The sequence below is a fragment of the Roseovarius sp. TE539 genome, from assembly GCF_003298505.1.
Lineage (GTDB): Bacteria > Pseudomonadota > Alphaproteobacteria > Rhodobacterales > Rhodobacteraceae > Roseovarius.
In genome coordinates this window covers 1-22,069 of sequence record NZ_QNGB01000044.1, presented here as the reverse complement: position 1 = coordinate 22,069, position 22,069 = coordinate 1, and the positions used below count along the sequence as shown (strand labels likewise).

The 22,069-nt window shown below is 65.1% G+C and carries 20 protein-coding genes and 1 pseudogene; 16 read left to right on the top strand and 5 right to left on the bottom strand.

Features of this window, described 5'->3' with window-relative positions; translation table 11 throughout:
• Positions 1-66: 66 nt before the first annotated feature.
• Positions 67-578: pseudogene (locus tag DQW77_RS17170) on the top strand (IS630 family transposase); the annotation flags it as partial.
• Between the two features lie 374 nt (positions 579-952).
• Positions 953-1,423 carry a hypothetical protein gene (locus DQW77_RS17165; RefSeq protein ID WP_147095015.1) on the top strand — a complete coding sequence of 157 codons (471 nt, stop codon included), beginning with the start codon at positions 953-955 and terminating at the stop codon, positions 1,421-1,423.
• Positions 1,424-1,490: 67 nt separating this feature from the next.
• Here DQW77_RS17165 and DQW77_RS17160 read toward each other — a convergent pair whose 3' ends face one another.
• Positions 1,491-3,083, bottom strand: a complete 1,593-nt coding sequence (locus DQW77_RS17160; protein WP_113259482.1) for an NAD(P)H-hydrate dehydratase — start codon at positions 3,081-3,083, stop codon at positions 1,491-1,493.
• Positions 3,084-3,252: 169 nt separating this feature from the next.
• On the opposite strand from DQW77_RS17160, the gene DQW77_RS17155 reads away from it, so the two are divergent.
• The 4 genes from DQW77_RS17155 (at position 3,253) to DQW77_RS17140 (ending at position 7,232) form a co-directional block, all read left to right on the top strand.
• The gene (locus tag DQW77_RS17155) at positions 3,253-3,591 is read left to right on the top strand and encodes a P-II family nitrogen regulator (RefSeq protein ID WP_113259474.1); all 339 of its coding nucleotides are present in this window, start codon (positions 3,253-3,255) and stop codon (positions 3,589-3,591) included.
• A gap of 37 nt (positions 3,592-3,628) precedes the next feature.
• Complete coding sequence (gene glnA / locus DQW77_RS17150; protein ID WP_113259471.1) at positions 3,629-5,035, top strand: type I glutamate--ammonia ligase; 1,407 nt, start codon at positions 3,629-3,631, stop codon at positions 5,033-5,035.
• 219 nt (positions 5,036-5,254) lie between these two features.
• A complete protein-coding gene (locus DQW77_RS17145; protein ID WP_113259469.1) occupies positions 5,255-6,172 on the top strand; it encodes a hypothetical protein in 918 nt (305 codons plus the stop codon).
• Between the two features lie 181 nt (positions 6,173-6,353).
• Entirely contained in the window at positions 6,354-7,232 is an 879-nt protein-coding gene (locus DQW77_RS17140; protein ID WP_113259467.1) for a hypothetical protein, read from the top strand.
• 21 nt (positions 7,233-7,253) lie between these two features.
• On the opposite strand, the gene DQW77_RS17135 is transcribed toward DQW77_RS17140, so the two are convergent.
• A complete protein-coding gene (locus DQW77_RS17135; protein ID WP_113259465.1) occupies positions 7,254-7,985 on the bottom strand; it encodes a DUF3445 domain-containing protein in 732 nt (243 codons plus the stop codon).
• 88 nt (positions 7,986-8,073) lie between these two features.
• Positions 8,074-9,288 (bottom strand): glycerophosphodiester phosphodiesterase family protein, encoded by a 1,215-nt coding sequence (locus tag DQW77_RS17130; RefSeq protein WP_113259463.1) that lies wholly within the window; start codon positions 9,286-9,288, stop codon positions 8,074-8,076.
• A gap of 183 nt (positions 9,289-9,471) precedes the next feature.
• Here DQW77_RS17130 and dddP point away from each other — a divergent pair, with 183 nt between their 5' ends.
• Together dddP and DQW77_RS17120 are read left to right on the top strand one after the other, a co-directional pair.
• Positions 9,472-10,815 carry a dimethylsulfonioproprionate lyase DddP gene (gene dddP, locus DQW77_RS17125; protein WP_113259461.1) on the top strand — a complete coding sequence of 448 codons (1,344 nt, stop codon included), beginning with the start codon at positions 9,472-9,474 and terminating at the stop codon, positions 10,813-10,815.
• Positions 10,816-10,976: 161 nt separating this feature from the next.
• Positions 10,977-12,188 (top strand): bifunctional alpha/beta hydrolase/OsmC family protein, encoded by a 1,212-nt coding sequence (locus tag DQW77_RS17120; RefSeq protein ID WP_113259480.1) that lies wholly within the window; start codon positions 10,977-10,979, stop codon positions 12,186-12,188.
• A 91-nt stretch (positions 12,189-12,279) separates the two neighbouring features.
• On the opposite strand, the gene DQW77_RS17115 is transcribed toward DQW77_RS17120, so the two are convergent.
• The gene (locus DQW77_RS17115; RefSeq protein ID WP_113259459.1) at positions 12,280-12,711 is read right to left on the bottom strand and encodes a DUF6314 family protein; all 432 of its coding nucleotides are present in this window, start codon (positions 12,709-12,711) and stop codon (positions 12,280-12,282) included.
• 82 nt (positions 12,712-12,793) lie between these two features.
• On the opposite strand from DQW77_RS17115, the gene purB reads away from it, so the two are divergent.
• From purB to DQW77_RS17080, 7 genes are all read left to right on the top strand, one after another.
• Positions 12,794-14,101 (top strand): adenylosuccinate lyase, encoded by a 1,308-nt coding sequence (gene purB, locus DQW77_RS17110; protein ID WP_113259457.1) that lies wholly within the window; start codon positions 12,794-12,796, stop codon positions 14,099-14,101.
• Between the two features lie 74 nt (positions 14,102-14,175).
• Positions 14,176-14,337, top strand: a complete 162-nt coding sequence (locus DQW77_RS17105) for a carbohydrate-binding module family 14 protein (protein ID WP_113259455.1) — start codon at positions 14,176-14,178, stop codon at positions 14,335-14,337.
• Positions 14,338-14,421: 84 nt separating this feature from the next.
• Positions 14,422-15,489 (top strand): flagellar motor switch protein FliG, encoded by a 1,068-nt coding sequence (locus DQW77_RS17100; RefSeq protein WP_113259453.1) that lies wholly within the window; start codon positions 14,422-14,424, stop codon positions 15,487-15,489.
• Positions 15,490-15,558: 69 nt separating this feature from the next.
• The gene (locus DQW77_RS17095) at positions 15,559-15,909 is read left to right on the top strand and encodes a nitrile hydratase subunit beta (RefSeq protein WP_258523904.1); all 351 of its coding nucleotides are present in this window, start codon (positions 15,559-15,561) and stop codon (positions 15,907-15,909) included.
• Positions 15,902-16,165, top strand: coding sequence for an SH3-like domain-containing protein (locus DQW77_RS17090; protein ID WP_113259449.1), 264 nt, complete (start codon positions 15,902-15,904; stop codon positions 16,163-16,165). The genes DQW77_RS17095 and DQW77_RS17090 overlap by 8 nt, the downstream gene beginning before the upstream one ends.
• Before the next feature lie 5 nt (positions 16,166-16,170).
• Positions 16,171-16,815: a nitrile hydratase subunit alpha gene (gene nthA / locus DQW77_RS17085; RefSeq protein ID WP_113259478.1), complete on the top strand. Its 645-nt coding sequence runs from the start codon at positions 16,171-16,173 to the stop codon at positions 16,813-16,815.
• Positions 16,816-16,884: 69 nt separating this feature from the next.
• The gene (locus DQW77_RS17080) at positions 16,885-17,868 is read left to right on the top strand and encodes a lysophospholipid acyltransferase family protein (RefSeq protein WP_113259447.1); all 984 of its coding nucleotides are present in this window, start codon (positions 16,885-16,887) and stop codon (positions 17,866-17,868) included.
• A 31-nt stretch (positions 17,869-17,899) separates the two neighbouring features.
• Here DQW77_RS17080 and DQW77_RS17075 read toward each other — a convergent pair whose 3' ends face one another.
• Positions 17,900-18,598: a thioredoxin family protein gene (locus DQW77_RS17075; RefSeq protein ID WP_113259445.1), complete on the bottom strand. Its 699-nt coding sequence runs from the start codon at positions 18,596-18,598 to the stop codon at positions 17,900-17,902.
• Between the two features lie 246 nt (positions 18,599-18,844).
• Between DQW77_RS17075 and acnA the strand changes: the two genes are divergently transcribed.
• Entirely contained in the window at positions 18,845-21,598 is a 2,754-nt protein-coding gene (acnA, locus tag DQW77_RS17070; protein WP_113259443.1) for an aconitate hydratase AcnA, read from the top strand.
• Positions 21,599-22,069 lie beyond the last annotated feature (471 nt).

Here is a 22,069-nt window from a genome sequence, read left to right as displayed (position 1 = left end):
TGCAGGTGGGTCAGTTTTAGATGATCATACCCACCCAAGTGGGTCACTTTTGCATGCCGATTCACACGCCTGGTGTTTATCGACGAGACTTGGACCACGACGAACATGGCCCGCAGCCATGGTCGCTGCAAACGGGGCGAACGGCTGCGGATGGGCTTCCCGCATGGCCACCGCAAGACCACGACTCTGGTCGCCGGGCTGCGCAAGACCGGAATGGTCGCGCCGATGACGCTCGACGGGCCAATCAACGGAGACTGGTTCGAGGCCTATGTCCGCCATGTGCTGATCCGACGCTGCGCCCCGGCGACGTGGTGATCATGGACAACCTGTCGAGCCATAAACGGGCGTCGGTGCAAGAGATGATCGAGGCGGCGGGTGCACGGCTGATGTTCCTGCCGCCCTACAGCCCCGACTTAAACCCCATCGAAATGGCCTTCTCCAAACTCAAGGCGTTGCTCCGCAAGGCTGCCGTGCGAACGGTGACGGGGCTCTGGGATATGATCGGCGAGCTTGTCGACTGCTTCACACCGCAAGAATGCGCGAACTACTTCGCCACCTGCGGATACGATGCAGATTGATCGGAAATTGCTCTAGTGGAGCTTTTGGGAGAAATGAAAGAGACCGCGAATGGTCTTGTTTTCAGGGTCTTAGGGTGTTCTTTTCATGCCCGTCTACGGGGTGTTCCCGGTGGAGGAGGCAATCTATTAAGTGTAGGGGCAGGAACCTAAATCTGGTGCGTCTACCAATTCCGCCACACCCGCCAGAAGATCGGCATGCCCGCCACGCGCACCGGTGGGCACGGATCGCGTTCCCTTAGCAAAGGATTCATGCCGATGCGAGGGGAAATCGATAACGGGCACGGGCGTCCGAAGGCAAGAAAATCCGCGACATTCACGCCATGTTGACGTATCGTGGGAAAAAAAACCGAGGCACAATCGAAGCGAGCAGCGCCATGACCCCGGACACCCATCCCCAGAGCCCCGCGCGCAGGCGCGCGGCCGTTACCGACATTTCCGGCCTGCCGGGAGACACCGAAATCTTCACCCTCGAGGGGGTGTTGCCGGTGGTGCATCTCCTGCCCGGCGACCGGATCGTGACCCGCGATGGCGGCATGGCGGTTCTGCGGGGCCTCACCCGCCGCCATGTCTGCACACGCGCCGTGCGCTTTGCCGCGCCGGGGGGCGCCGGTACCCCGCCCTTGGTACTGCCGGCCGCACAGCCCGTTCTGGTGCGCGGGCAGCCGGGCACCGGCACCCTTCGCCGGGCCGGCGACCTGGTGAATGCGGGAGACGTTGTCGACCTGGGCCAACGCCTTCTTTGCCTGGTCGAACCGCATTTCGACGTGTCGCATGTTATTTATGCCGGCGGCCTGGAGGTGGCGGCACCCGTGATGACGCCGCCGCGCCCGGCCCGTGCCGCCTAGCACAAGTTTCGCCGGATCAGAGTCACCTGCCCGTCGCACCCGCGGCGGGCATGCGCCCGTCTGCGGATCATGTCCGATCAAACCCGACATGCTGCCGGGATTGCAGCGATTGCAACACTGCCGGCAGCGCCTCGGGAAGATCCTCGGCGATCAGGCCGGGGCCGAACCGCCGGGCACAATCCACATGCAGCCACGCAGCCGTTTCCGCCGCCTCGACCGGGGCAAGACCGCGCGCGAGCAGCCCGGTCAGGAACCCCGCCAGCACGTCCCCGGCCCCCGCAGTCGCCAGCCACGGCGCCGCGCGGTCGTAACAGGCCGTATTCACACTACAGCGCCCGTCGGGTCCGGCGATCACCGTGTCCGGCCCTTTCAGCAAGACAACACAACCCGCCCGGCGCGCCGCCGCGCGCGCCGCATCGACGCGCGAAAAGGCCGGGCCGCTTGATGGCTCATCGCGCAGCCGCGCGCCGAGATCGGGAAAGAGGCGGGCAAACTCCCCGTCATGAGGGGTCAGCACGCACGCCTCGTGCAGATGCCCGAATAACGCCTCCGGAACCTCGGCGAACGCGGTCAGCGCATCGGCGTCCAGCACCGTCGCCCGGCGCGCCGCCAGCGCGGCGGAAACCAGATCCGACGCGCGTCCCACGCCCAGGCCCGGACCCAGGCAAAGCGCATTGATCCGCGCGTCCTCCAACGCCGTGCGCAGCTCCCCCGGGGTCCCGGCGCGCCGCAGCATCAACGCGGTGATCTGGCAGGCCACCTCCTGTTGCGCCGATCCCGGCACACCCATCGTCACCAGCCCCGCGCCGATACGGAGCGCCCCGCGCGCGGCCAGTCGCGCCGCACCGGACCGGCCGGCAACGCCTGACAGGATCAGCGCGTGACCATGCGCATACTTGTGCTGCGCGCCATGCTTGCCGAGGCCAAGCGGTGGCCCGGTCAGCCGGACCACCTCGTCCGGCCTGTTCTGGGACGAGTCATCATGCCGGGGAATTCCAATCTCCACGACCCTGACGGAGCCGCAGGTTTGCGGCCCTTCGGACAGGTAATGCCCCGGCTTGGCGGAATGAAACGTCACCGTAAGGTCGTACATGCGGCGCCCGCCCATCACACGGCCACTGTCCGAGCACAAGCCAGAAGGTATGTCCACGGCCACGCAGGGCACCGGCACCGCCTGCGCCCTCTTCCATCGGTCGATTTCCGCGAAGGTCTGCGCCACCGCCCCGGTGAGCGGCCGGGTCAGGCCGGTCCCGAACATGGCATCGACGATCAGGTCCGGGGCGTCCTTGTCGAACCCGTCGCGCATGACATCTTCCGGATCATCCAGGGGCCGGACGTCACCGGTCCGCTGCCATTCCCGGCAGCAGGCCAAGGCGTCGGGTGGCAGGCGGTCCGCATCTCCATACAGGAAAAGCGTCACCTGCCAGCCCCGATCCCTCAGAAGCCGCGCCACCACGAACCCGTCGCCGCCATTGTTGCCCGGGCCGCACAGGACAACGGCGCGGTGCGGCGCGTTGGCCAGCACGGGCCATTCCGCAAACACCGCCTCGACAACGCCGCGCCCGGCCCGTTTCATCAGTGCGAGCCCGGTCACCGCGCCCGAGTCCATGGCGGCGCTTTCACGCGCCCGCATCTGCGCGGCAGTCAGCAATTCGGTCATGGTCACCCCTTTCGATTCAGTTTCGCCCACACAGAAGGCTTTTTGCACAAAATTTATGCAGCCCGGTGATGTGAGGCCGAAGCTCCGTGCCGTCCCGATCCTATCCGATTGTGCCCCCGACCGAGAAGTGCTCTGACGCCCGGTGACACGCCATTGCAGGAGGTCCGCCATGAAGAAGATCGAAGCGATCATCAAGCCGTTCAAGCTCGACGAGGTCAAGGAGGCCCTGCAGGAGGCGGGCATACAGGGACTTTCGGTCATCGAGGTCAAGGGCTTCGGCCGCCAGAAGGGGCATACCGAACTCTATCGCGGCGCCGAATACGTCGTTGATTTCCTGCCCAAGGTGAAGATCGATGTGGTGCTTGACGACGATCAGGTCGACGCCGCGATCGAAGCCATCACCGAAGCCGCGAAGACAGACAAGATCGGCGACGGCAAGATTTTCGTCAGCCCCGTCGAACAGGCCATCCGCATCCGCACGGGCGAAACCGGGCCGGAAGCACTTTGACACCCCATCACAGGACAAAACGAAAGGGACCAGGAGAATGAGCAAGGACGCGATTCTCAACCAGATCCGCGAAGAAGACGTCGAATATGTGGACCTCCGTTTCACCGACCCGCGTGGCAAGTTGCAACACGTCACCGTCATGGCCGATCAGGTGGACGAGGATTTCATCGAGGAAGGCTTCATGTTCGACGGTTCGTCGATCAATGGCTGGAAGTCGATCGAGGCCTCCGACATGGCGATGCGGCTTGATACCGGCAGCGCCTACATTGACCCGTTCTATGCCGAGAAGACGCTTTGCATCCATTGCTCAATCGTCGAACCGGATACCGGCGAGCCCTACAACCGCGATCCGCGCGGCACCGCCGAAAAGGCCGAAGCCTATCTGAAATCATCGGGCATCGGCGATCAGGCGTTCTTCGGTCCCGAGGCCGAGTTCTTCCTGTTCGATGACGTGCGCTTTTCCAACACCATCAACAAGGTCTCCTACGAGGTCGACGCCATGGACGCGTCCTGGAACAGCGACACCGAGTACGAGATGGGCAACATGGGCCATCGTCCCGGCGTCAAGGGCGGCTATTTCCCGGTCAACCCGATCGACGACGGTCAGGACATCCGCAGCGAGATGCTCAGCACCATGAAGCGGCTCGGCATGAAGGTGGACAAGCATCACCACGAGGTGGCCTCGTGCCAGCACGAGCTTGGCCTGATATTCTCCAGCCTGACCGACCAGGGCGACCAGCTTCAGAAATACAAGTACGTGATCCACAACGTGGCGCAGGCCTACGGCAAGTCGGCCACCTTCATGCCCAAGCCGATCGCCGGCGACAACGGGACCGGCATGCATGTGAACATGTCGATCTGGAAGGATGGCAAGCCGCTTTTCGCCGGGGACCGCTATGCCGATCTCAGCCAGGAGGCGCTCCACTTCATCGGCGGCATCCTCAAGCACGCCAAGACGCTCAACGCCTTCACCAACCCCTCGACCAACAGCTACAAGCGGCTGATCCCGGGGTTCGAGGCGCCGGTCCTGCGCGCCTACTCGGCCCGCAACCGATCGGGCTGCGTGCGCATTCCGTGGACGGAAAGCCCCAAGGCCAAGCGCGTCGAGGCGCGATTCCCCGATCCATCGGCCAACCCCTACCTGTGCTTCTCGGCGCTGTTGATGGCCGGGCTTGACGGCATCCGCAACAAGATCGACCCGGGCGAGGCGATGGACAAGAACCTCTATGACCTGCCCGCCGAGGAACTGGAGGGCATTCCCACGGTCTGCGGGTCGCTGCGCGAGGCGGTGGACGCCCTGGCGGCCGATCATGACTTCCTGCTTGCGGGTGATGTCTTCACCCGTGACCAGATCGACGGCTATATCGAGCTGAAGATGGAAGAGATCGAGGCGTATGAACACACGCCTCACCCGGTTGAATTCGGCATGTATTACAGCTGCTGATCCCCGTTCCGGCCCGCGCGAACGCGACGGGGCCACGGCAGGAAAACCAAGGCAGGGCGTCCCGCGGGGCGCCCTGCGGCCGTTCGGGACATGCAGGCCGGCCGACCCGGCATTCCACACATCATCGCATGGCTTGCCTTAATCAATTCACAATTGCATCAAATTGGCTCCCTCTTCTTGGGCGACAACCGTCATGCTCCTAAAGGAAAGAACCGAGCCATGACCCAGAACAAGAAATGGTTGACTGCCGCATTGGTCTTCGCCGGGGCCAAGGAACTCGACATCGTCGTTGCCGGCAACCGTGTGTACACCGTGCTTGAAGATCTCGGCGAAACCGTGACCGGCGTGCGCATCCTTTCCGATTGCCGCGCGCGGGTCACCACCCCGCATCACGAGATCCTGCTCGAAGCGAAACAGGATCAGCCCCTGCCGTCACTCGGGTCGGAGAGCAACGCCCTGCTGGGCATCGCCGTGGCGCGCGGCGAATGCTTTCCCCAACCCGAAACGCCGCGGCTCGAGGCGGTTCTTGCCCATGCGCTGAACGGGTTGCAGAAGACGCTGGCGCCAGATTACGTGCAATGGCACAGTGGCGACACCCTGCTGACCGGACAGGAGTTCGCGAAGGTCAGCAAGGCAGAACCCGCCCCCGGCGCCACGGTCACGCCAAGACGCCGCCCTGCCCGTGCCGCCGCCTCGGCGACCGCCGATTTCGCAACCGCGCGCGTCCGCCCGGCACGCCCCCGTGCCGCCAATGACCTGCCCAGCATCGACGAAACCAACGAAATCCTGCAGGAGCAGCTCAGCCGCCGGCAGACTGCGGCTGACGAAACCGAATTCGAGGCGGACCTGCGCGAGATTTTCCGCGAGAACAGTACCGAGGGATCGGATTTCCCCGAGGTGGAGGACGTTGATATCGAACAGGCCCCCATGATGCGCCTCTCGGCATGGCTGATCGCCTTCGGGGTGAGCCTTTTCGCCCTGCCTGTCGGCGCGGCGCTTCTGCTTCTCAATATCGTCAAGGGCGAGAACCTGCGCCTGGCTTCGCAAACCGCGGCCATAACGGGCCTGTTCATCGCACTGGGCACTTACGGCGCCTCCGCCGAGGCGGTATCGGCCCTCAACAGATTTCTGGGATGACAGGGCGGGGCCCAGGCCCTTCTGCCATGCAACGCCGGCGCCCGGCGGAATGCCGGGGACCTGGCAGAGTCCGGGCCGGCGCCGCGTGGCCGGTCACAAGTTTGCCTCGATTAAGACCAAACTTTCCCCAAATCTTTCTCTTCAATGAGTCCCGAACTCAGGCTCAAAGGCGAGACAGGTCATGACCATGACACAGCAGCACCCCGGCACGGTCGCCGCTCTTCAGTACGCGCAGCGCCCCGCGCTCGATTTCACCGACATCGTCGAGGATTTCGACACCGCCTTTCAGGACGGTACATTCTCGCAGCGCTGCCTGACCTGGGATTGCGAGGACGTCGCGATCTTCGATCGCGAAATGGTGCGTGTGGCCCTTGGATGGATGGCACCGGAAACCACAGACCAGCCATGGTATCTGATCGTCGCGGTCGGCGCTGCCCCGGATGCGGACGGCACGCCGCTGACGCGCGACTTCTGCGAGGAACTCGCCGCGCATATTCTCGAACGGACAGCCGAATACCTGCCCTATGACGCGGTTCTGCGAAGCGAGGCGGACGGCGCCATCGACGCTGATCTGATCGACACCATAGCCGACCGGATCCAGGGGGCCACGCCGCGGCCCGACAGCACGCCAGAGCCCTGGGAGGGGCGATCCACGGACGCGTCCGAACCGGAACCGTCCGGACACGCTGACGAAACCGCGACCGGCTTCTCGCGGCTGCAGGACGCGCTGGCAGGGTCCGCCACGTCCGCCTGGCTGTCGACCCTGAAAAGCCGTTTCACCGGCCCCGGCGCGAAGGAAGATGCGGGGGCGGACAGCGCGTCGGCCGCACCGGAGCTCCATGTTCCGGGGATGTCGGGCATGCCGTCAGCCGGGGAAGCCGACGCGATGCGCGAACTGCGCGAGGCATTTTGCGGAACTGCCCCCGACAACGGGATCAGCCAGCCCATGCACCTGAGCATCTATGCGCTCGGCGCGACGATGCTGCTTCAGGCCCCGCCGGTCGGGGCCGCGCTTCTGGTCTACACGGTCCTGCGAGAGGATCTGCAAGAGGCCGCCTGACCGGCCGCGCCTCCGCCCGTCTCAGCGCCGGACAACGTAGGTATGGATCGAGAAGGCCACCGCCCCGGTGCGCGGCAACCGCACGAGGCATTGTCGCTCGCTGCGCAGGAAGGAATGTCCTGCGCCCTCCTGTGACCGGCGCGGCGCCTCTGCGGAACGCGGCTGGAAAAGCGCCGGGTCGGCATATGTGAGCACATTGAACCGCCACAGGGGACGCCCGGCGCGCACCCCGTCCAGAAGCCGCTGCACCCGCCGCGCCAGCGTCGCGTCATATTCCCTGACCGGCTCATGGATGCCGACCATCGGCCGGCCCACCTTCTCCGAAAGACGCCAGCTTGCCGGAAAGCACAGGACCGCGCCGGTCAGAACATGTTCCGCGCCCCGGCGTTCCATCAGGCACAGATCCTCCTGCACCAGATGCCCCAGTGTCCCGAGCGGATCGTCAGCGTCGATCGGGATGCGCGCCCCGTCGGGGCGTGTCACGACGGCATTCTCCACATCATAGCCCGCGCCGTGTTCACAAAGCCAGCCGAGCACGAAAGCCAGCAACTCATCCGCTGCGGGGCGGCCTTCGGGCAGCAAGGCCACCACATCGCCGCGCCGTTCGGCGATCAGGCGCGCGCGCTCGGCCATCTGGGCGGCGAAGGCATCATCGACCACGAGCCATTCCGCCGGGTCCAGCGGCGCGATCCCCGGCAGGGGTTTCGGTGTGGTCACGTCATGGGGAATGCGGGCTTGCAGGATCTCGGACATGGCCCGTTCTCTAACCGCTCCGCGCCGCGATGGCACGCCCAAAGATCCGCCGGGCGCATCAACGCGCCCGGCGGCTGGGCACGAGGGCTCAATCAATACCCATGCAATTGGCGTAGTAGGTCACGGTGGCCGGCCAGTCACTGAAGATGCCGGCGATACCGACCTTTTCGTGAAGCGCATGAAGCATGGTGTAGTAGTCGGCATCCGTGTCGATGGTTTCCTCGACGGACTGGAAATACCAGCCTCCGCCGCCGGTCAGGGGGCCCGAGCGTTCCAGCGTCCACGTGATAATCCCGAGCCCGGCCTCCCTCGCGGCCTCGGCATAGGGCGACGCCACGATGCTGTCACCTTGCAGCGTCACCAGCATCCACATCGGGGGTGCGATATAATTGACACCCATATCCGCGAGGGCTTGCATCGACGGCTCGAAGGTTTCCGGGGCCATCGGGTCGAAGCCGTCCTCGTTGTAGCGCCCATCAAGGTAAACAGCCTGTGCACCGAATTCCGGCTCGTTCTCGATCCAGTAGAGCACGTCATCAAGATTGAAGCTCTGCGCCCAGACATCCTCCGCGGGGATGCCGGCCGCCTTGTATTCGTCGATCAGTTTCTGGGCATAATCCGCCTGGGAGAAGCCTTCATGCGGCATCTCGACGGCCGGTGATTTCAACTCCGGCGTAAATTTCGCGCCCAGATCCCGGAACAGCGCGATCGACTCGGCATGCGTCATCAGCGTTCCGCCCTCGACACTGTAGAGGTCGCTGCGCCAGTCGGCGGTGCCGGCCATGAAGCCTTCCACTGTGGTGGCCGAGGTGTCCGCGGCATCCATCTTGCCGGTCAGGGTGCGGAATTGCGCCAGGGTGATCTCGGACGTCCGGCACTCCGCGGTCGCCTCCGTCTCGTCCTCCGCCGGCGCGAAGGGAGTCACACAGGTTCCGGCCAGGTCCGTGCCCAGGATGTTCGTGGTGGTATGCAGGTCATTCTGCGCATGACGGCAGACCAGCTCGTGATCGCGGGTGAAGGTAACGTCACATTCCAGGATGCCGGCACCCATCCGGGCCGCGGCCCGATTCGATTCAACCGTGTGCTCGGGGAAGAGCAGCGGTGCGCCGCGATGGCCGATCGAGAAAAGCGACGGCTCGGCCGTCTGTCCCGCGCAGGCAGCCAGCCTCTCCTTCAGGGACCCCTCGTCCATTCGGTCGATCAAGTAGCCGGGCCTCGGCCCGTAGGTCGTGTCACCGGCAAGCGCCGCCCCGGCCGTCACGGCGATCAGGGCCATTGCGGACAGGTTTCGCAGGATAGTCATATCATCCCTCCGTCTTGAAGTTGCCCACGCATGGGAACGGCAACTTTCCAACGCCGCCATGATGGTTCAACGACGCCTTTGTGAAACTTTCGGCCGGCCGGAATACGACGCCCCGCCATGTCGCAACCAGGAAAGATTTCACCGTCGGGCGGCCTCAGCCTGAGAGGTCAGAGGAGCCGGATCATGAACACCCACTACCGCGACAGCCGCAAGATCGACCCGACCCGCGGTCAGGTCCTCGGTGACAATACCCCCAACGAGGCGGACCGGATCGAGATCGGCCCGACACAGCTTGCCTACTCGGAATGGAAAGAGGCCGGGCTGCAGCTTCCCGACCTGCAGGCGATGCGCCGCTACCGCTGGGAGCGCCTGACCCGGCACATTGTCGACCGCGATTATGCCGGTCTGCTGGTTTTTGATCCGCTCAACATCCGCTATGCAACCGACAGCACCAACATGCAGCTGTGGAACACCCATAACCCCTTCCGCGCGGTGTTGCTCTGTGCCGACGGCTACATGGTGATCTGGGACTACAAGAACGCGCCCTTCCTGTCGTCGTTCAACCCCCTTGTGCGCGAGGCGCGTTCGGGCGCGGACCTTTTCTATTTCGACCGTGGCGACAAGGTGGACGTAGCCGCGGATGTCTTTTCCAACGAGGTGCGCGTGCTGCTTCAGGACCACGCGCCGGGCAACCGGCAGCTGGCGGTGGACAAACCAATGATCCACGGGCTGCGCGCGCTCGAGGCGCAGGGCCTCGAGATCATGGAGGGCGAAGAAGTCACCGAGAAGGCGCGCTCGGTCAAGGGCCCCGACGAGATCCTGGCGATGCGCTGCGCCAGCCATGCCTGCGAGATCGCCGTCGCGGAGATGGAACGCTTCGCCCGGGAGGCCGTTCCGCGGGGCGCCGCCAGCGAGGATGACATTTGGGCGGTGCTGCACGCCGAGAACATCCGCCGCGGCGGCGAATGGATCGAGACGCGGCTGCTGTCCTCGGGGCCGCGCACCAACCCGTGGTTCCAGGAATGCGGACCGCGCATCCCGCGGATGAACGAGATCATCAGCTTTGACACCGACCTCGTGGGAAGCTACGGCATCTGCGTGGACATCTCGCGCAGTTGGTGGATCGGGGACACGAAACCGCGCCCCGACATGATCCACGCCATGCAGCACGGCGTGGAGCATATCCGCACCAACATGGAGATGCTCCGGCCCGGCGTCATGATCCCCGAACTGTCGGCCAACACGCATGTTCTGGAGGACAGGTACCAGGCCCAGAAATACGGCTGCCTGATGCACGGTGTCGGGTTGTGCGACGAGTGGCCGCTGGTCGCCTATCCCGACAATGCCGTCGCCGGCGCCTTCGATTACCCGCTGGAACCCGGCATGGTGCTTTGTGTCGAGGCGCTGGTGAGCGAAGTGGGCGGCGATTTCTCGATCAAGCTGGAGGACCAGGTGTTGATCACCGAGGACGGGTACGAGAACCTGACGACCTACCCGTTCGATCCCTCGCTGATGGGAGAGGATTGACCCCCGGACGGCGCTCACATCCTCGTTCCGGATATCCCGCCGGCCGCTCATATTCGCGTGACGGTCCAGTCAAGGGGGTGGCGATGACGGCGAAGGCCCCATAGTCTGCGCTCGCGGCCATGTGGCCCGAACGCCATAGAAATCCGATCAAAGGAGGCCCGATGCCCACCGAACGCGTCACATTCACCGGACATGACGGGGCAGAGCTTGCCGCGCGTCTGGATCTGCCCGAGGGGCCGCACCTGGCCACCGCTCTCTTCGCGCACTGCTTTACCTGCTCCAAGGACATCCCCGCGGCCCGCCGCATCGCCGCGCGGCTGGCAGGTGCGGGAATCGCTGTCCTGCGCTTCGATTTCACCGGCCTGGGCCATTCCGGAGGCGAGTTCGAGAACACCACCTTCACCACCAATGTCGCCGACCTGGAACGCGCCGGCGAGATGCTGGCCGCCCGTGGGATGGCACCCGGGTTGCTGATCGGGCACTCGCTTGGGGGTGCGGCGGTCCTGGCCGCCGCCCGGCGCCTCGACAGCGTGCGTGCCGTGGCAACCATCGGCGCGCCATTCGATCCCGAGCACGTGACCCACAATTTCGGCGGCGCACTGGAGAGGATCGCGGCCGACGGGGTGGCCGAGGTCGATCTCGGCGGCCGGCCGGTGCGGATCGGCCACGACTTCGTCGAGAGCGTGAAAGCCGAGAAGCTGGGGGATGATATCGCCGGTCTCGGCCGCGCGCTCCTGGTCCTGCACGCGCCGCGCGATGCGGTCGTGGGGATCGAGAACGCGGCCGAGATCTTCGGCGCCGCGAAGCATCCCAAGAGCTTCGTCACCCTTGACGATGCCGATCACCTGATCACCGACGCCGCGCATGCCGACTATGCCGCCGAGGTGATCGCGGCCTGGGCCACCCGGTATCTGGAACTTGCCGTTCCGGCCCCGCCGCCCGGCGCCCCCGAAGGAATTGTGCGCATTTCCGAGGCCGATCCGGAGGGGTTCCTGCAGGACATCAACGCCGGTCCGGATCATCACATGATGGCCGATGAACCCGAGGCCTATGGCGGTACCGGGCGCGGCGTGTCGCCCTACGGGTTCCTGTCGGCCGGCCTGGGTGCCTGTACCTCGATGACCATCCGGATGTATGCAAGGCGCAAGGGCTGGAAGTTGGAGCATGTCAGCGTCGACGTGAGCCATGACAAGGTGCACGCGCAGGATGCGAGCGCCGGCGGCAACGTCAAGGCCGACAGCTTCACCCGTGTGATCCGGCTGGAAGGCGACCTGAACGACGAGCAACGCGAGAAGCTGATGGAAATCGCCGACAAGTGCCCGGTCCACCGGACCCTCGAGCGCAGCTCCCGGGTGGTCACGAAACAGGGTTGAGGGCAACGCTCGTCCATCCTTGCGGACGGCCTCGCGAGACGGGCACGGGCCGTCTGCACCGCGAGAAAAGGCAGGCAGAAAAACCGGCGGACTACCGGCGGCGATAGATACTTGTCATGACGTAATCCTTGCGCGGGCCGATCACGTGCCAGACGACCCGAAACAGCGGCCACGCCGTGAAATCGTAATCCGCGGTGTAATGATCCGGATCGCAACGGTGTTCGGCCCGCCCGCCCGCCTCGGGCACCCGGTGAAACAGCCGACCGTCCTCGAAGCGCACCGTCAGGTCCGGCTCCCACAGGTAGGCACGCCCGGCCCGCATCGGCGGCCGCCCCGGCATTTCCAGCACCCCCGACTCGGTGTAGCGAAGCAAATCGCCCTCGCGCAGCCACACCGCCTTGCCGTCGAACCGCGCTTCGGATCCGTCGGCATGGACGATATGCCTCTCTAGCCGCCACGCCCCCTCGAAATCCGCCGCCACACGCGGGCGCTGCGCCGCCTCGGGCCGGCTATTCCGTCTCATGTGCGCGCTCCCGCCTTGCCGCATGTTGCCGGGCAGTCTAAACCCCGCGCCAGCATCTACCCGAAATCCGAAGGTCCGTCACATGATATCGCGCTATTCCCGCCCCGAGATGGTTGCCGTCTGGGAGCCCGCCACCAAGTTTCGCATCTGGTTCGAGATCGAGGCCCATGCCTGCGACGCGATGGCCGATCTGGGCGTTATCCCGCGCGCCAACGCGCAAGCCGTCTGGAAGGCCGCGGAGGTGGAGTTCGACGTTGCCCGGATCGACGAGATCGAGGCCGAGACACGCCATGACGTGATCGCCTTTCTCACCCATCTGGCCGAACATGTGGGCAGCGACGAGGCGCGCTTTGTCCATCAGGGGATGACAAGTTCGGACGTCCTGGACACCTGTTTCAACATCCAGCTCACCCGGGCCGCCGATCTCCTCATCGCGGACATGGAGGGGTTGCTGGCCGCCCTCAAGCGCCGCGCCTTCGAGCACAAGGACACGATCCGCATCGGACGCAGCCACGGCATCCACGCCGAGCCCACAACGATGGGCCTCACATTCGCGCGCTTTCATGCCGAGATGAACCGCAATCTCACCCGTCTTCGCACCGCGCGCGAAGAGATCGCCACCGGCGCCATTTCCGGCGCCGTCGGCACCTTCGCCAATATCGACCCCGCGGTCGAGGCCCATGTCTGCGCGCAGCTGGGCCTGACGCCGGAACCGATCAGTACGCAAGTCATCCCGCGCGACCGGCACGCGGCGTTTTTCGCCGCGCTCGGCGTTGTCGCCTCCTCGGTCGAGAATATCGCCACCGAGATCCGCCACATGCAACGCACCGAGGTGCTTGAGGCGGCGGAATTCTTCTCGATGGGGCAAAAAGGCTCCTCGGCCATGCCCCACAAGAAGAACCCGGTGCTGACCGAGAACCTCACGGGGCTCGCGAGGATGGTGCGCTCGATGGTCATCCCGGCGATGGAGAACGTGGCGTTGTGGCACGAGCGCGACATCTCGCACAGTTCGGTAGAACGAAATATCGGCCCGGACGCCACGGTGACGCTCGACTTCGCGCTCGCGCGGCTGACCGGCGTGATCGACAAGCTGATCGTCTATCCCGAGAACATGCGCGCCAACATGAACAGGTTCCCCGGCCTCGTCATGAGCCAGCGGGTGCTGCTGGCCCTGACCCAGGCGGGTGTCAGCCGCGAGGACGCCTACCGCCTGGTCCAGCGCAACGCGCTCAAGGTCTGGGAAACCGGATGCGACTTCAAGGCCGAGCTTCTGTCGGACCCCGAGGTGACGGCGGCACTCAGCCGGTCCGAGATCGAGGAAAAATTCGATCTGGGCTATCACACCAAGCATGTGGACACGATCTTTGCCCGGGTCTTCGGTGACAGCTGATACCGTTGCCCGTGGCGGAGTTTGAGAACCCGCGCGACCGTGCTATCCTGTCCGGTGTAACCGGGAGATACGACATGAAACCATCACTGATCCTGACCGCTGCCGCCCTGACAATCGCCTCGGCCCTCGCGGCCTCGGCCCATTGCGCCGCCCATTCGCAGCAAACCATGTCCTGCGCCGCGGGCACCGTCTGGGATGAGCAAAGCACAACCTGCGTGCCCGAAACCACCGGCTGATCCCGCATCGGCCCCGCGCCGGTTCAATGATTGTTCATCCTTGTCGGGTTAGGCTTGGCGAAATGCTGCCAACCGGGGGACGGGATGACAGAACCGAAACCGCTTGCGCGCCTGTCGCCGCCATCGGCGCCGGCCTCTACCGTGGCGCGGCTGACCCGCAAACAGAAGGCGGCGGTCATCGTGCGTTTTCTGCTCAGCGAGGGGGCGGATCTCCCGCTTTCGGAGCTGCCGGAGCCTCTGCAGGCGGAACTGACCGCGCAGATGGGGGCGATGCGCCACATTGATCGTGACACGCTGGGCGAGGTGGTATCGGAATTCGCCGCCGAGCTGGAGGGGATGGGCCTGACCTTCCCGCATGGCGTTTCGGGTGCGCTCTCGGCGCTGGACGGGCGCATCAGTCCGCGCACCGCCGCACGCCTTCGCAAGGAGGCCGGCGTGCGACAGACCGGCGACCCCTGGGATCAGGTGCGCGACGCCCCGGTCGAGCATCTGCTGCCCATGCTGACCGGCGAAAGCACCGAGGTGGCGGCGGTGCTTCTTTCGAAACTCGATGTCGCCCGTGCCGCGGACCTTCTCGGCCGCCTTCCGGGTGAGGACGCGCGCCGCATCACCTACGCGATGTCGCGCACCGGCAAGGTCACGCCGGACGCGGTGGACCGGATCGGCCTGTCGCTCGCCGCGCAGCTTGCCGACATTCCGGAAAGCGCGTTCGGCACGGCGCCGGTCAAACGCCTGGGCGAGATCCTCAATCTGTCAGCGTCGGAAACCCGCAATGCACTGCTGGAAGGGCTCAACAGCACCGACAGCGATTTCGCCGCCGAGTTGCGCCGCACCATCTTCACCTTTGCACATATTCCGGCCCGGCTCGGGGCGCGCGATGTGCCGCGAGTCCTGCGTGAGGTGGACCAAGGCGATCTCGTGACCGCGCTGGCCACCGCACAGACCGGGGAGGATGCGCCGGCCGCCGCGTTCCTCCTTGACAGCCTCTCCAATCGCATGGCCGAGGCCCTGCGCGAACAGATCGCGGAAGCCCCGCCCCCCACCGAAACCGAAGGGGAGGCCGCAATGACGCGGATCGTTGCCGTCATCCGCAAGCTGGAGGATGCCGGGGACATCACCCTTGCCACACCCGGGCGCGACACGGGCGGCTGAGCCCATGCCGTTCCGGCATGTTCGGCACACAGGCTGGACAGCGGCGCGCACCGGCCTTACCCTCCCGCCATGAGCGATACGGACGGACGGCGCTGGCACGACATGGGCGGACAACCCGCCGGCCCCGTCGTGCCGGAAGACCATGACTTCGCCCTGTGGGAAAAGCGTGTCGATGCGCTTATGGTCCTGTGCGGCAGGAAGGGGTTGTTCAACGTGCACGGCTTGCGCCGGGCCCTGGAGGACATGGGCGAGGACGCGTTCGAAACGATGAGCTACTATGAGCGCTGGATTGCCGCCACCAACCAGAACCTGATCGAGACCGGGGTCTACACGATAGCGGAACTGGCCGAGCGCATGGACGAGATCGCCACGCGCGGGCCCAGCTACGGCGAGGCACAGACCGGAGCAAAGGATGGCTAACCGGGTCCGCGTCAAGGCGCTGGCCGCGCCCGGCCATGTCCGGGCGCCATTCTACCTGCGCGGCCGGACCGGTGTGATCGAACGCGAGCTGGGCGTGTTCGGCAATCCCGAACAACTGGCCTACGGCCTGCCGGCGGAGGAAAAACCGCTCTACCGCGTGCGTTTCACCATGGCCGAGATCTGGGGCGCGGCGGCCGAGCGCCAGGATGACACGCTTGACGCCGAAATCTACGGCCACTGGCTCGAAAAGGTTTGATCGCCATGCCCCACGACCACCATGACCATCAGCACGGACCGAGCCCGTCCGGCCATCCTTACCGCGCCGACAATGATGGCCCCCTTACATATTGGCAACGGATGGAGATCGCGGTACGCGAACTTCTGGTCGAGAAGGGCCACATGACCGCGGCCGAGATCTCCGCACAGATCGACGCGATGGACGAACGCTCGCCGGCGCGCGGCGCTGCCGTGGTGGCGCGGGCCTGGAGCGATCCGGACTTCAGGGCGCAACTTCTCGAAGACGCCTCTGCCGCGGTGCGCGGCTTCGGCCTCGATATCGGTCCGCTCAACCTGATCGCCGTGGAAAACACCGACCGGGTGCACAACCTTGTCGTCTGCACCCTGTGTTCGTGTTACCCGCGTGATCTGCTGGGCCTGCCACCCGACTGGTACAAGACCCGCGCCTACCGCTCGCGCGCCGTGTTCGAGCCACGCAAGGTGTTGCGCGAATTCGGGGTGGAGCTTCCGGCCGATACGACGGTGCGGGTGCATGACAGCACCGCCGATATGCGCTATGTCGTCGTTCCGGCACGGCCACCGGGCACCGAGGGCATGACCGAGGAGGCCCTTGCCCGCCTGGTCACCCGCGATGCGATGATCGGCACGGGCCTGGCGAAACGACCCTGACCGCCCGAACAACCGGCGGGCCTGCCGGGTCCGCCCCTTGTGATCGCCCGCCGCCACCCGTATGTCCGTATGGCAATCACCCTCCGGCCCTGCATGACCGATACGCCATCCACACTGTCCGCCCGGATCAAGGACACAGCCACCGGCATGGCGATGTACATGCCCATCGCGCTGGCCCGGTGCCTGCCATACCGATGGCGCGTCCCGGCGATGGGCTGGATCACGTCACGGTTGGTGGCGCCTGTGGCGGGCTATGACAGGCGGGTGCGCGAGAACCTCGCCCATGTGATGCCCGCGATGCCGCCCCACAAGGCACGACGCCTGTCGAAAGGGGTATCCGACAATTTCGGGCGCAACCTGATCGAACTCTATTCACCGGATGAATTCGTGGCCCGTTGTCATGACATCCCGGTCGAGGGTCCGGGCCTGCAGGCGATCCGGGAAGAACAGGCGGCGGGGCGCCCGGTGATCTTCGTGACCGGCCATATCGGCAATTTCAATGCCTTGCGCGTGGCGATGATCCGGGAAGGCTGCGATTTCGGCGTCTTTTATCGGCCGCTCTCCAACACCTGGTTCAACCGCCGCTACATCGCCGCGATGGGGACGATCAGCCAGCCGATGTTCCAGCAGGGGCGTCGCGGCATGAGCCAGATGGTCCGGCATCTTCGCCGTGGCGGGACCCTGGCCATTCTCAACGATCTCAACGCCCATGACGGCGTGCCGCTTGATTTTTTCGGCAAACCGGCTCTCACTTCGCTGGTCACCGCCGAGATGGCCCTCAAGTTCAATGCGCTTCTGGTTCCCGGATGGTGCCTGCGGCAGGCGAACGGACTCGATTTCCGCGTTGTGATCGAGGCGCCACTGCCCCATTCCGATCCGGTCACCATGACACGGCAAATCAACGACAGGCTTGAGAAACAGGTGCGCCGCAACATGGATCAATGGCTGTGGATTCACCGGCGCTGGAAAGACGCGACCGGCCCGCTTGCCGAAGGGGCGGCGCAAAAACTCAGGTCGTACCAGCGACAGCCCGAAAGAGGCGACACCGGCTGAGACCGCCGCTTCCAGGACAGTCGCGACCCCGTCAGCGCAGTCGGGCCACCGCCATCACCTCTCCGGGGCCGGCGCGTTGCGCGATCACCACGATCGGCGCGTCCCCGGAAATGTCGATGTCCATGTCCATCGGCTCGACCGCGTCCCAGCGGCCCAGGTCACGCATCTCGGTGACGATATTGGCGTAGTCCAGGGTGCGCCCGGCATTCTCGCCGCGGGTGATCTCGACGGTGCTGTGCGGACGGTAGCGCAGCAGCCGCAGGTCCAGTGCCACCGGCGTGGCGCGGTCCGACCGGCAGATGATGCGCAGGCGCCCGTCCTCCAGGCGTTCGAGATCCAGTGTCACGTTGCGCAGCTCACCGCGGTGCTTCTCGATCAGGGCGGTCACGTCACGCGGGCGGTTCCCGACAATGTGATCCTCACCGTTGATGATCATTTGCGGCGTGTACACCATGCGCCGCCCCGCGGCCTTCGCATAGGCGCGCTGCCGCTCGGTATGGGCCGGATCGGCGAAGATGTCCTTCCATCCGATGTAATCCCAGTAATCGACATGAAGGGCCAGCGGCAAGACGTCCTCGCGTTCTGCCAATTCGTGCAGGAACGCATCGGCAGGCGGACAGGACGAACAGCCCTGCGAGGTGAAAAGTTCCACAAGCACGGGCTGATCCTCCGCCGCCGGGGCGGTCGCCGGAAACATTGAAAGTGCCAGCACGGCCAGTAGATTTCGCATCGAAGGTTTCCCGGTCGGTTCGTCGTGGTGACCGGAAACTATGGCCCCTGCCCCCGAAATGCCAATCAATGTTTCGTCACACTGCGGTGAGGCGGGCGATCCGGCCCGCGGATGACCACCGGATCACCGATTGCGATGTTTGGCATACTATGGTATACAAAAATGGCGGAAACCCCTTGAACGGCCCCCTGATATGGGTCAGAAGCTGGGGCAGCCAAACCGTTTCGAACCCGAAAGGAACGCCAAATGCCCATTACCGTCGGACAGGATACCGCCCGCACCCGCAAGACACTCGACGTCGACGGCGCGACCTTCGCCTATTACTCCATCGCCGCGGCCGAGGACGCCGGACTCGGCGATTTCTCGCGCCTGCCCGTCGCACTTCGCGTGGTTCTGGAAAACATGCTGCGTTTCGAGGACGGCAAGACGGTCACCACAGACGACATCAAGGCGTTCTCGGAATGGGCCGACAACGGCGGCCGTGCCAATCGCGAACTGGCCTACCGGCCCGCGCGGGTTCTGATGCAGGACTTCACCGGCGTGCCCGCGGTGGTGGACCTGGCCGCGATGCGCGACGGTATCAAGGCGCTTGGCGGCAACGCACAGCAGATCAACCCGCTCAACCCCGTCGACCTGGTGATCGACCACAGCGTCATGATCGACGAATTCGGCAACCCGCGCGCCTTCCAGATGAACGTGGACCGCGAGTACGAGCGCAACATGGAACGCTATCAGTTCCTGAAATGGGGTCAGGGCGCATTCAACAATTTCCGCGTCGTCCCGCCCGGCACCGGCATCTGCCACCAGGTGAATCTGGAATACCTTGCCAAGACGGTATGGTCCGATGAGGATCAGAATGGCGAAACGGTCGCATATCCCGATACCCTCGTCGGCACTGACAGCCATACCACCATGATCAACGGCGTGGCGGTGCTGGGCTGGGGTGTTGGCGGAATCGAGGCCGAGGCGGCGATGCTGGGCCAGCCCATCTCGATGCTGATCCCCGAGGTCGTGGGCTTCGAACTGACCGGCGCGATGATGGAAGGCACCACCGGCACCGATTTGGTGCTCAAGGTCGTCGAGATGCTGCGCGAGAAGGGCGTTGTCGGCAAGTTCGTCGAATTCTACGGCTCCGGCCTCGACAACCTGCCGCTCGCGGATCGCGCCACGATCGCCAACATGGCGCCCGAATACGGTGCCACCTGCGGCTTCTTCCCCGTCGATGACGAAACCCTGCGCTATCTCGAACAGACCGGCCGCGACAAACGCGACATCGCCCTGGTCGAGGCCTACGCCAAGGAAAACGGGTTCTGGCGCGGACCCGATTACGCCCCGGTCTACACCGACACTCTGAAACTCGACATGGGCAAGATCGTGCCGGCCATCTCGGGGCCCAAGCGCCCGCAGGATTACGTCGCACTGGACAAGGCCGCGCCCGCCTTCTTCGAAGTCGTCTCGGAATATCGGGGCGAGGACGAATGCGCGGCCGCCACCGACATGGCCGCCGAAGGCCCGGCCCCGGACGCCCTGGTCGATCCGCGGAAGTCTTACCCCGTCGAGGGCGAGACCTACAAGCTGCGCGACGGATCCGTCGTGATCGCCTCGATCACCTCCTGCACGAACACCTCGAACCCCTACGTCATGATCGGCGCCGGCCTTGTCGCCCGCAAGGCACGCGAACTGGGCCTGAATCGCAAACCCTGGGTCAAGACATCGCTGGCCCCCGGCAGCCAGGTGGTGACACAATACCTGGAGGCTGCCGGCCTGCAGGATGATCTCGATGCCATCGGATTCAACCTCGTGGGCTATGGCTGTACCACCTGCATCGGAAATTCGGGCCCGCTGCAGAAGGAACTCAGCGAGGCGATCGCCGAGGGTGATCTCGTGGCCTGTTCGGTGCTCTCGGGCAACCGCAATTTCGAGGGCCGGATCAGCCCGGACGTGCGCGCCAACTACCTTGCGTCGCCGCCGCTGGTCGTGGCCTACGCACTGGCCGGCGACATGAATGTCGACCTCACGAACGATCCGCTGGGCCAGGACAAGGACGGCAAGGACGTCTATCTTTCGGATATATGGCCCACCACCAGGGAAATCGCCGAACTGGTGGAACGCACCGTCACCCGCGAGGCATTCCAGTCCAAATATGCCGATGTCTTCAAGGGAGACGAGAAATGGCGCGAGGTGGAAACCTCGGAGGGCGAAACCTATGACTGGCCGCCGCAATCCACCTACGTGCAGAACCCGCCCTATTTCCAGGGCATGTCGAAAGAGGCCGGCACGATCTCGGACATTCGCGGCGCGCGGATGCTGGCGCTCCTGGGCGACATGGTCACGACCGACCATATCTCACCCGCTGGGTCCTTCAAGCCTGACACGCCGGCCGGCAAATACCTGACCGACCGCCAGGTCAGCCCGCGCGAATTCAATTCCTACGGATCGCGGCGTGGCAACCACGAGGTGATGATGCGCGGGACCTTCGCCAATATCCGCATCCGCAACGAGATGCTTGACGGGGTCGAGGGCGGCTACACCAAGGGGCCTGACGGCAACCAGATGTCGATATTCGACGCCGCGATGGCCTGGCAGGAGAAGGGCACGCCGCTGGTGGTGGTCGCGGGCGAGCAATATGGCGCCGGCTCCAGCCGGGACTGGGCGGCCAAGGGCACCAACCTTCTTGGCGTCAAGGCGGTGATCGCGGAAAGCTACGAACGGATTCACCGCTCCAACCTCGTGGGAATGGGCGTCATCCCGTTCGAGTTCACCGGCGGCGATACCCGCACCACTCTGGCCCTCACCGGCGAGGAAAGTTTCGACATCACCGGGCTGGAAGACGGCTTCGCGCCGCAGGCCGAGGTGCCCTGCACCATCACCTATGCCGACGGCTCCACGCGGGAAATCACACTCAAGAGCAGGATAGATACCGCCATCGAGAAGGAGTATGTCGAACATGGCGGGGTTCTGCATTACGTCCTGCGCGACCTGGTGAAATCTGCGGCTTGAACCTCCGGGGCCGGCCCCGCCCGGCCCGTCCTGCCTTCCCTCGCAAAGAGGTGCCGACGGGCCGCGGCGCGGCGGTTCGACGCCGGGTCTGCGCGCTTCATGGCAGCAAATCGGCATGACACGCCGCGCGTGCGCCCGACCGCCGGGTGGGCGCAGCAACGGCTGCGCGGCGCGCTTTATCGTGCCAAATACTTCAACGACTGCGCGGGTTTGCGCCGTTGCAAAAGCGCCCGCCCGAGGGGGCGAGTCATGCCGGACGCATGCCTTCGGCATGACCGCTCGCGCGGCGGCGCGCCCAAGCGCGCCGCCGCGCGGGAGGGAAGCGGTGGTGGGTTGGCGCCTAAGTGTTCCGTCCCGGATGATCACATAGCCCCTCGTCGATCCGCGCTTTTCATGGCACGATCTGTTTTGAACGAGGTGCGAGACGGGAGATCGGCATGCTGATCAAGCTTCACAGCCAAGCGACGACCA